Source organism: Dyella koreensis (genome assembly GCF_044904565.1).
GTDB classification, from domain to species: Bacteria; Pseudomonadota; Gammaproteobacteria; order Xanthomonadales; family Rhodanobacteraceae; genus Dyella_D; species Dyella_D koreensis.
Window position 1 is genome coordinate 1 of record NZ_JADIKD010000003.1, and the last position, 9737, is coordinate 9737.

The 9737-nt window shown below is 57.3% G+C and carries 3 protein-coding genes, 2 tRNA genes and 3 rRNA genes; 2 read left to right on the forward strand and 6 right to left on the reverse strand.

Annotated features, from left to right (window positions below):
• Positions 1 to 257 precede the first annotated feature (257 nt).
• From rrf to tyrS, 6 genes are all read right to left on the reverse strand, one after another.
• Positions 258 to 372, reverse strand: a 5S ribosomal RNA gene (rrf, locus tag ISS97_RS00015).
• 173 nt (positions 373 to 545) lie between these two features.
• Positions 546 to 3424: ribosomal RNA gene (locus tag ISS97_RS00020) — 23S ribosomal RNA — on the reverse strand.
• A 199-nt stretch (positions 3425 to 3623) separates the two neighbouring features.
• Positions 3624 to 3699: transfer RNA gene (locus ISS97_RS00025), tRNA-Ala, on the reverse strand.
• Positions 3700 to 3710: 11 nt separating this feature from the next.
• Positions 3711 to 3787, reverse strand: a tRNA-Ile gene (locus ISS97_RS00030).
• Positions 3788 to 3965: 178 nt separating this feature from the next.
• A 16S ribosomal RNA gene (locus ISS97_RS00035) occupies positions 3966 to 5510 on the reverse strand.
• Together the 16S, 23S and 5S rRNA genes with 2 tRNA genes alongside form the textbook arrangement of a ribosomal RNA operon.
• 454 nt (positions 5511 to 5964) lie before the next feature.
• Complete coding sequence (tyrS, locus tag ISS97_RS00040; protein WP_379987231.1) at positions 5965 to 7176, reverse strand: tyrosine--tRNA ligase; 1212 nt, start codon at positions 7174 to 7176, stop codon at positions 5965 to 5967.
• Between the two features lie 182 nt (positions 7177 to 7358).
• Between tyrS and ISS97_RS00045 the strand changes: the two genes are divergently transcribed.
• The gene (locus tag ISS97_RS00045) at positions 7359 to 8792 is read left to right on the forward strand and encodes an OapA family protein (protein WP_379987232.1); all 1434 of its coding nucleotides are present in this window, start codon (positions 7359 to 7361) and stop codon (positions 8790 to 8792) included.
• Positions 8793 to 8805: 13 nt separating this feature from the next.
• Positions 8806 to 9737, forward strand: a 932-nt coding sequence (locus ISS97_RS00050; RefSeq protein ID WP_404580014.1) for an anhydro-N-acetylmuramic acid kinase, incomplete at its 3' end; no start/stop codon positions are given.

Genomic DNA, 9737 nt, shown 5'->3' on the forward strand with positions numbered 1-9737 from the left:
AAGCAACATGGTCGCCCACTGCACGCGCGGGCGACGCCGGGTTTCGACATGAACAAACACGCAGGACTCCCTCGGTCACAGCGTCTGCCAGAGCAGGCTTAACGCATCATAGGCGATGCTTGCGCCCCTGCGAGCCGATCTGGGTAGCATTTTGCGGCGAGAGCCCCAAAATCCGTCGAGCGGATTCAGTAAGGCTGACAGTTTTCGCCCAATAAAAAACCCTCACCGGTGAAGGTGAGGGTTTTTCAGGATAAAGCCCCTGGCGGTGACCTACTCTTGCATGGGCAATGCCACACTACCATCGGCGCAGCTGCGTTTCACTTCCGAGTTCGGGATGGGATCGGGTGGGACCACAGCGCTATAGCCGCCAGGGAAAGGGTGCGGACAGCGCTGGTTGAGCGCCCGTCCGGCAGAAGGGGTAAACGAGTGACAAGCGTCTGGTGAAATGTGTTCGAGATGGTTCGCTGAAGCTTTTTCAAGAATTCGGCCACGGATGGCCGATTCTGCGCAGAGGGATCTGCGTATGCGAAGCGTCTTGGGGTTATATGGTCAAGCCGCACGGCTCATTAGTACGCGTAAGCTCAATGCATTGCTGCACTTCCACACCGCGCCTATCAACCACCTAGTCTTGATGGTGCCTACAGGAGACTCGAAGTCTCGGGAGATCTCATCTTGGGGCGTGCTTCCCGCTTAGATGCTTTCAGCGGTTATCACTTCCGTTCGTAGCTACCGGGCAATGCCATGGGCATGACAACCCGAACACCAGCGGAACGTCCACTCCGGTCCTCTCGTACTAGGAGCAGCCCCCCTCAAATCTCCAACGCCCACGACAGATAGGGACCGAACTGTCTCACGACGTTCTGAACCCAGCTCGCGTACCACTTTAAATGGCGAACAGCCATACCCTTGGGACCGGCTACAGCCCCAGGATGTGATGAGCCGACATCGAGGTGCCAAACACCGCCGTCGATATGAACTCTTGGGCGGTATCAGCCTGTTATCCCCGGAGTACCTTTTATCCGTTGAGCGATGGCCCTTCCATACAGAACCACCGGATCACTAAGACCTACTTTCGTACCTGCTTGATCCGTCGATCTCGCAGTCAAGCACGCTTATGCCTTTGCACACAGTGCGCGATGTCCGACCGCGCTGAGCGTACCTTCGTGCTCCTCCGTTACTCTTTGGGAGGAGACCGCCCCAGTCAAACTACCCACCATACACGGTCCCCGATCCGGATTACGGACCTAGGTTAGAACGTCAAGCACTTCAGGGTGGTATTTCAAGGATGGCTCCACCGAAACTAGCGTCTCGGTTTCATAGCCTCCCACCTATCCTACACAGAAGAACTCAACGTTCAGTGTAAAGCTGTAGTAAAGGTTCACGGGGTCTTTCCGTCTTGCCGCGGGAACGCTGCATCTTCACAGCGATTTCAATTTCACTGAGTCTCGGGTGGAGACAGCGCCGCTGTCGTTACGCCATTCGTGCAGGTCGGAACTTACCCGACAAGGAATTTCGCTACCTTAGGACCGTTATAGTTACGGCCGCCGTTTACTGGGGCTTCGATCAAGAGCTTCGCCTTGCGGCTGACCCCATCAATTAACCTTCCAGCACCGGGCAGGCGTCACACCCTATACGTCCACTTTCGTGTTTGCAGAGTGCTGTGTTTTTGATAAACAGTCGCAGCGGCCAGGTTACTGCGACCCTTCAACGCTCAGTCACGCATGTGACCACGTCGAAGGGCGCACCTTCTCCCGAAGTTACGGTGCCATTTTGCCTAGTTCCTTCACCCGAGTTCTCTCAAGCGCCTTGGGATTCTCACCCTGCCTACCAGTGTCGGTTTACGGTACGGTTTCTCTGTAGCTGAAGCTTAGTGGCTTTTCCTGGAAGCGTAGTATCAGTCACTTCGTCCAATAGGACTCGTCTCGGTGCTCGGCATAAAGCATCCCGGATTTGCCAAAGATGCATGCCTACCGCCTTTCCCCGGGACAACCAACGCCCGGTAGACCTAACTTTCTCCGTCCCCACATCGCACTACAGACAAGTGCTGGAATATTAACCAGCTTCCCATCGACTACGCATTTCTGCCTCGCCTTAGGGGCCGACTCACCCTGCGCCGATGAACGTTGCGCGAGGAAACCTTGGGCTTTCGGCGTGCGGGCTTTTCACCCGCATTATCGTTACTCATGTCAGCATTCGCACTTCCGATACCTCCAGCAGACTTCTCAATCCACCTTCACAGGCTTACGGAACGCTCCTCTACCGCGCACACAAAGTGTGCACCCCGAGCTTCGGTGTATCGCTTAGCCCCGTTAAATCTTCCGCGCAGACCGACTCGACCAGTGAGCTATTACGCTTTCTTTAAAGGGTGGCTGCTTCTAAGCCAACCTCCTGGCTGTCTATGCCTTTCCACATCGTTTTCCACTTAGCGATAACTTTGGGACCTTAGCTGCGGGTCTGGGTTGTTTCCCTTTTCACGACGGACGTTAGCACCCGCCGTGTGTCTCCCGTACATTCTGTCCTGGTATTCGGAGTTTGCCATGGTTTACTAAGCCGCGATGGCCCGCTAGCCATAACAGTGCTCTACCCCCAGGAAGATTCATACGAGGCGCTACCTAAATAGCTTTCGAGGAGAACCAGCTATCTCCGAGTTTGTTTAGCCTTTCACTCCTATCCTCAGCTCATCCCCATCTATTGCAACAGATGTGGGTTCGGTCCTCCAGTGCGTGTTACCGCACCTTCAACCTGGCCAAGGATAGATCACTCGGTTTCGGGTCTACTGCCAGAGACTATGCGCCCTATTCAGACTCGGTTTCCCTTCGCCTCCCCTATACGGTTAAGCTTGCCACTGACAGTAAGTCGCTGACCCATTATACAAAAGGTACGCAGTCACCCTTGCGGGCTTCCACTGCTTGTACGTATACGGTTTCAGGGTCTATTTCACTCCCCTCTCCGGGGTTCTTTTCGCCTTTCCCTCACGGTACTAGTTCGCTATCGGTCGGTCAGGAGTATTTAGCCTTGGAGGATGGTCCCCCCATGTTCAGACAGGGTTTCACGTGCCCCGCCTTACTCAATTTCACGCACTGTGCCCTTTCGCCTACGGGGCTATCACCCGCTATGGCTGGCCTTTCCAGACCCTTCGACTAAAACACAATGCGCTTTTGGGCTAGTCCGCGTTCGCTCGTCGCTACTGACGGAATCTCGGTTGATTTCTTTTCCTCCGGGTACTTAGATATTTCAGTTCCCCGGGTTCGCTTCCATGAGCTATGTATTCACTCATGGATACTGCTTACGCAGTGGGTTTCCCCATTCGGACATTGCCGGATCAAAGCTTGTTGCCAGCTCCCCGACACTTTTCGCAGGCTGCCACGTCCTTCATCGCCTCTGACCGCCAAGGCATCCACCGTATACGCTTGGTCGCTTGACCATATAACCCCAAGTCGCCTCAGGGCTTACGCCAAACAACGCGTTCGCTTAATTGCCTCAACGACACATCTCGATTCGGTTTCGAACCAAGACGCTTGTCACTCGTTTACATTTTCAAAGAACACCAAGTCGGCCACAGTGCCGGTTGGTTTCAAAATTCTTTATGTGTGCGCTGCCTTCATTTCACGTCTTCACCAAAATGGTGGAGCCAGTCAGGATCGAACTGACGACCCCCTGCTTGCAAAGCAGGTGCTCTCCCAGCTGAGCTATGGCCCCAAGTGATTTGGTGGTGGGTCTGGGAGGACTCGAACCACCGGCCTCACCCTTATCAGGGGTGCGCTCTAACCACCTGAGCTACAGACCCGGGAACCTCTTGCCTTTCGAAACAAAAAACCGCCATCGATGCCTAGCATCGAAGCGGCTCTTCGTTGAAGAGCCTCCAGCCATAAATGACTAGTTTTGCTCTTCGCGAAAGGTCTTCGCGTGAAATAAAGTGCAGGTGTCTTGTGTGGACGTCTTGCGGGGAGGTTCTGTCGTTCTCGAAAGGAGGTGATCCAGCCGCACCTTCCGATACGGCTACCTTGTTACGACTTCACCCCAGTCATGAACCACTCCGTGGTCGTCGCCCTCCTTGCGGTTAGGCTAACGGCTTCTGGAGCAACTCACTCCCATGGTGTGACGGGCGGTGTGTACAAGGCCCGGGAACGTATTCACCGCAGCATAGCTGATCTGCGATTACTAGCGATTCCGACTTCACGAAGTCGAGTTGCAGACTTCGATCCGGACTGGGATCGGCTTTCTGGGATTGGCTCCACCTCGCGGTATTGCAACCCTCTGTACCGACCATTGTAGTACGTGTGTAGCCCTGGCCGTAAGGGCCATGATGACTTGACGTCATCCCCACCTTCCTCCGGTTTGTCACCGGCAGTCTCCTTAGAGTTCCCACCATTACGTGCTGGCAACTAAGGACAAGGGTTGCGCTCGTTGCGGGACTTAACCCAACATCTCACGACACGAGCTGACGACAGCCATGCAGCACCTGTGTTCTGATTCCCGAAGGCACTCCCGCATCTCTGCAGGATTCCAGACATGTCAAGGCCAGGTAAGGTTCTTCGCGTTGCATCGAATTAAACCACATACTCCACCGCTTGTGCGGGCCCCCGTCAATTCCTTTGAGTTTCAGTCTTGCGACCGTACTCCCCAGGCGGCGAACTTAACGCGTTAGCTTCGACACTGATCTCCGAGTTGAGACCAACATCCAGTTCGCATCGTTTAGGGCGTGGACTACCAGGGTATCTAATCCTGTTTGCTCCCCACGCTTTCGTGCCTCAGCGTCAGTGTTGATCCAGATGGCCGCCTTCGCCACTGATGTTCCTCCCGATCTCTACGCATTTCACCGCTACACCGGGAATTCCACCATCCTCTATCACACTCTAGCTTGCCAGTATCCATTGCCATTCCCAGGTTGAGCCCGGGGATTTCACAACAGACTTAACAAACCGCCTACGCACGCTTTACGCCCAGTAATTCCGATTAACGCTTGCACCCTTCGTATTACCGCGGCTGCTGGCACGAAGTTAGCCGGTGCTTATTCCTCAGGTACCGTCAGCCCCATAGGGTATTAACCCGTGGTATTTCGCTCCTGATAAAAGTGCTTTACAACCCGAAGGCCTTCTTCACACACGCGGCATTGCTGGATCAGGCTTGCGCCCATTGTCCAATATTCCCCACTGCTGCCTCCCGTAGGAGTCTGGGCCGTGTCTCAGTCCCAGTGTGGCTGATCATCCTCTCAGACCAGCTATCGATCGTCGCCTTGGTGAGCCATTACCTCACCAACTAGCTAATCGAACATCGGTCCATCCAACCGCGCGAGGTCTTTCGATCCCCCGCTTTCTCCCGTAGGACGTATGCGGTATTAGCGTAAGTTTCCCTACGTTATCCCCCACGTCTGGGCAGGTCCCGATGCATTACTCACCCGTCCGCCACTCGCCACCCACAGTATTGCTACTGCTGTGCTGCCGTTCGACTTGCATGTGTTAGGCATGCCGCCAGCGTTCAATCTGAGCCAGGATCAAACTCTTCACTTAAGTTTTCGATCCGCCGAAGCGAATCTATCTTTCTGAAGCGTTAGTCCTAACCATAAAACGTCAAGCTTTTGAATTGACTCTTAGGTTAGACGCTTGCATATATGGACAGAGTTACCATCCACCGCAAGGCGCCCACACAAGTCACCTGCGCACACTGTCAAAGATCAATCACTTGCGACCGTTTCTTCCGATCGCCCCGAGACGTTTCGTCCCGGGTGAGCCGCCCATTCTACATCGTCTTTCTAGTCCGTCAACACCTGCCGAAAAGTTTTTTCAGTGGTGGTTGCCGTGCGAAGAAGATGCGTCGCGGCGGGGTGGCGAATACTAGGGAGGAGGCCCCGTTTTGACAAGCGCTTTTGTGAAATTATTTTGAAATTTTTCGTAACCGCTTGTTCTTACATGAAGCACGCGCATGCAGAGAGTCGAGTTGCCGGAAACAACCCGCCACCCACACTCAAGCAAGCTTCAAAGCAACACGGGCAAAGTTGCGCTTACCCACCTGCAGCACAGCCTCAAAGCCCGCCTCGAACACACGCTGCGCGTCCTCCACGACTTCGGTGTCGATGCGCACCGCACGCTCTTTAAGTTTGCGGTTCGCCTCCGAGTTGCTCGACGTAAGCCCCGCCGCCGTAAGTAATGCGGGGAGTCGAAGACCCTCTGCGGGCACAACAATTTCGGTTAGCGGCAGCAAGTTGGTATCACCCTCGCCACGCACCACGGCATGCCAGCCGGCGATAGCCTGCTCGGCGGCGGTCACGCCGTGGAAGCGCGCAGCCAGTTCGTGCGCGAGACGCAGCTTGGCATCACGCGGATTCAGCGCACCGCTCTGGATATCGCCTTTCATCTGTTCCATCTCACTCAGCGACACTTCGAAGCTGAGCAGCTCGAACCAGCGCCACATCAGCTCATCGCCGATCTTCATGGTCTTGGTGACGATATCGATCGCCGGTTCGTTGATGCCGATGTAGTTGCCCAGCGACTTGGACATCTTGTTGACGCCATCCAGGCCTTCCAGCAGAGGCATGGTCAGCACGATTTGTGGCGGTTGGCCGTGGTGCTCCTGCAGCGCGCGCCCCATCAGCAGGTTGAATTTCTGATCGGTGCCGCCGAGCTCGACGTCGCATTTGAGCGCAACCGAGTCGTAGCCCTGCACCAGCGGATACAGGAACTCATGGATCGCGATCGGCTGTTGTGCGGCATAGCGCTTGGCGAAGTCATCGCGTTCAAGCATGCGTGCCACGGTATGTTGGGCCGCGAGCTTGATCATGTCGGCCGCGGTCATCTGGCCGAACCATTCGGAGTTGAAGCGCAGCTCGGTTTTGTCGCGATCGAGCACTTTGTAGACCTGCTCGGCGTAGGTCTCGGCATTGGCCAGCACGTCTTCGCGCGTCAATGGCTTGCGTGTGACGTTCTTGCCAGTGGGGTCACCGATCATGCCGGTGAAGTCGCCAATAAGAAAAATCACCTGGTGCCCCAGATCCTGGAACTGGCGCATCTTGTTCAACAGCACGGTATGGCCTAGATGCAGATCCGGCGCGGTCGGATCGAAACCCGCCTTGATGCGCAGCGGACGCCCGCTCTTGAGCCGCTCGACCAATTCCTCCTGCTTGATGATCTCGTCGGCGCCTCGCGCAATGGTGGCCAGGGCCTGCTCAAGCTCGTTCATGTCGTCCTCAAATCTTGATTGTCTAGACAGCCAAACCATCGACGGCCGTCACGTCGCTGCGTTAATTGTGCGTTAATCGGAAAGATCGCGCAAACCATTGATGGAAAAGGCGTTGACGCCATTTACACATGACCGTTATGGTACGCGGCATTACATAATTTGTACCGCGGGGCACGCAGGGCATGGGAGAGGAAACACTGATCGCGCGCGCGGCGCGCAAGCAGGCTATCCGCCGTAAGGCGCAGCGCCGACACTCCCATTTCTACGAGCGTTTCTCCCATTGGTCGTTCTGTAATCACACCGACGCCGAGCCGATCCGCTGGCATCGCGAACGATGGATGCTCGCGGGCACCGCGATGCTCATCACCGTACTTTCCGGCTTCATTATTCCCGCCTGGGCCAGCGCCATGCGCCCCGACCCGGCACCCGCCGCCCACACCATGCTGCCGCTGGCCCTGCCCAAGGCGCTGCCGACCACCGTCCATGCCCCGACGGTGGAAGACTGGCACATCGTGCAGGTGCAGCCCGGCCAGACGCTATCCGACATCTTCCAGGGCCAGGGTCTAAGTCTTACCGATTTACAGCGCGTGATGGATGAAGCGCGCGATGCCAAGGCGCTGCATAACATCCACCCGGGCCAGGAGTTCGACTTCCTGCTCGGCAGCGATGGCAGCCTGCGCGGCATCCGCTTCGACAAAGACGAATCCAATCGCGCCATCGTCCGCTTCGATGGCGACAAGCCCACGGTAACCGCGCAGACGCGCGAAGTGGAGCATCGCGAGCACGTAGTACACGGCAGCATCGACAGCTCGCTGTTCGCCGCCGGCTCGAAGGCGGGCATGAGCAACGCGATGGTGCTCAAGCTGGCCGAACTCTTCAAATACGATATCGACTTTGTGCAGGACCTGCGCGAAGGCGACAGCTTCACCGTGATCTACGATGACGTGTATCGCGATGGTGCGTACCTGCACGAGGGCGAGATCGTTGCCGCCGAGTTCGTGAATCAGGGTGACCGCTACACGGCCTACCGCTTCAAGAAGGATGACGGCAGCTACGGCTGGTTCAGTGAGGACGGCCGCACGATCCAGAAGTCATTCCTGCGTATTCCGGTGGACTTCACCCGCATCTCCTCGCAGTTCAGCGCGGCCCGCATGCATCCGATCCTGGGCCGCATGCGCGCACACCAGGGTGTGGACTATGCCGCTCCCACCGGCACGCCGATCCATGCAGCCGGCGACGGCGTGGTGAAGTTCAAGGGTTGGATGAATGGCTACGGCAACTTTGTGGTCATCCAACACAACAGCTCGATCAGTACGGCCTACGGACATATGTCCAAGTTCGCCAACGTGAAACTCGGCCAGCACGTGAGCCAGGGCTCCGTGATTGGCTACGTTGGCATGACGGGTCTCGCCACCGGCCCGCATCTGCACTACGAATTCCGCGTCAACAACGTCCAGCGCGATCCGCAGAAAGTGACCTTGCCCAAGCCCGAGCCCCTGCCCGGCGCCCAGCTGGCCAAGTTCAAGTCGCAAGTTGTGCAGCCGCAACTGGCCCGCCTCAAGACACTGGACGCCAACGTCAAGCTGGCCCGCGCCAGCGGTCGCAACGACGACTGAGCCTGAGTCGCACGTGGATGACGCCACCGCGCTTTATATCGGTCTGATCTCTGGCACCAGCGCCGACGGTATTGATGCCGCGCTGGTGCGCTTCGAGCAGAACCAGCCACAACTAGTGGCCGCGCTTACCCACCCGTGGCCGGCAGCGTTGCGCACTCGCATTCTCGCTGTGGCGCAGGATGAAACCCGTCTGGATCTCGATGCTTATGGTCGGCTTGATGTCGCCATCGGCCAGTGCTTTGCAGAAGCCACGCAACGGCTGTTGGAACACAGCGGCACACCGGCATCCGCCGTACGCGCAGTGGGGTCGCACGGACAAACCCTGCGACACCGCCCGCATGGCGAGCATCCCTTTACGTTGCAGGTCGGCGACCCCTCGGTGATCGCCGAGCGCTGCGGCATCGACGTGGTTGCGGATTTTCGCCGCGCCGACGTCGCCGCGGGTGGTCAAGGCGCGCCCTTACTGCCGGCAGTACACGCGATGCTGCTTTCCGCTGCGGGGAAGACCCGTGTGGTACTCAACCTTGGCGGCATTGCGAACATCACCGTGCTGGGTGCCGATGGCCGTGTCTTCGGCTTCGACACCGGTCCCGCCAACGGGCTGATGGACGCCTGGTGTCTGCGCCATCGTGGCGAAGCTTTCGATCGGGATGGCGAATTCGCGCGCAGCGGCACAGTGGATCAATCCCTGCTTGCTGCATTGCTGGCCGATCCCTACTTCGCCCTGCCCCCGCCCAAGAGTACCGGCCGCGAACACTTTCACCTGACGTGGCTGGACGCGCATCCACGTGTCGCCACGCTTGCTCCAGCCGACGTACAGGCAACGCTGCTGGAGTTTTCCGCTCGTAGCGTGGCCGAAGCTATCGAGCGCGTCGCGCCGGATGCGGTCGACGTCCTGGCCTGTGGCGGCGGCGTGCACAACGGCATGTTGATGCGGCGGCTTGC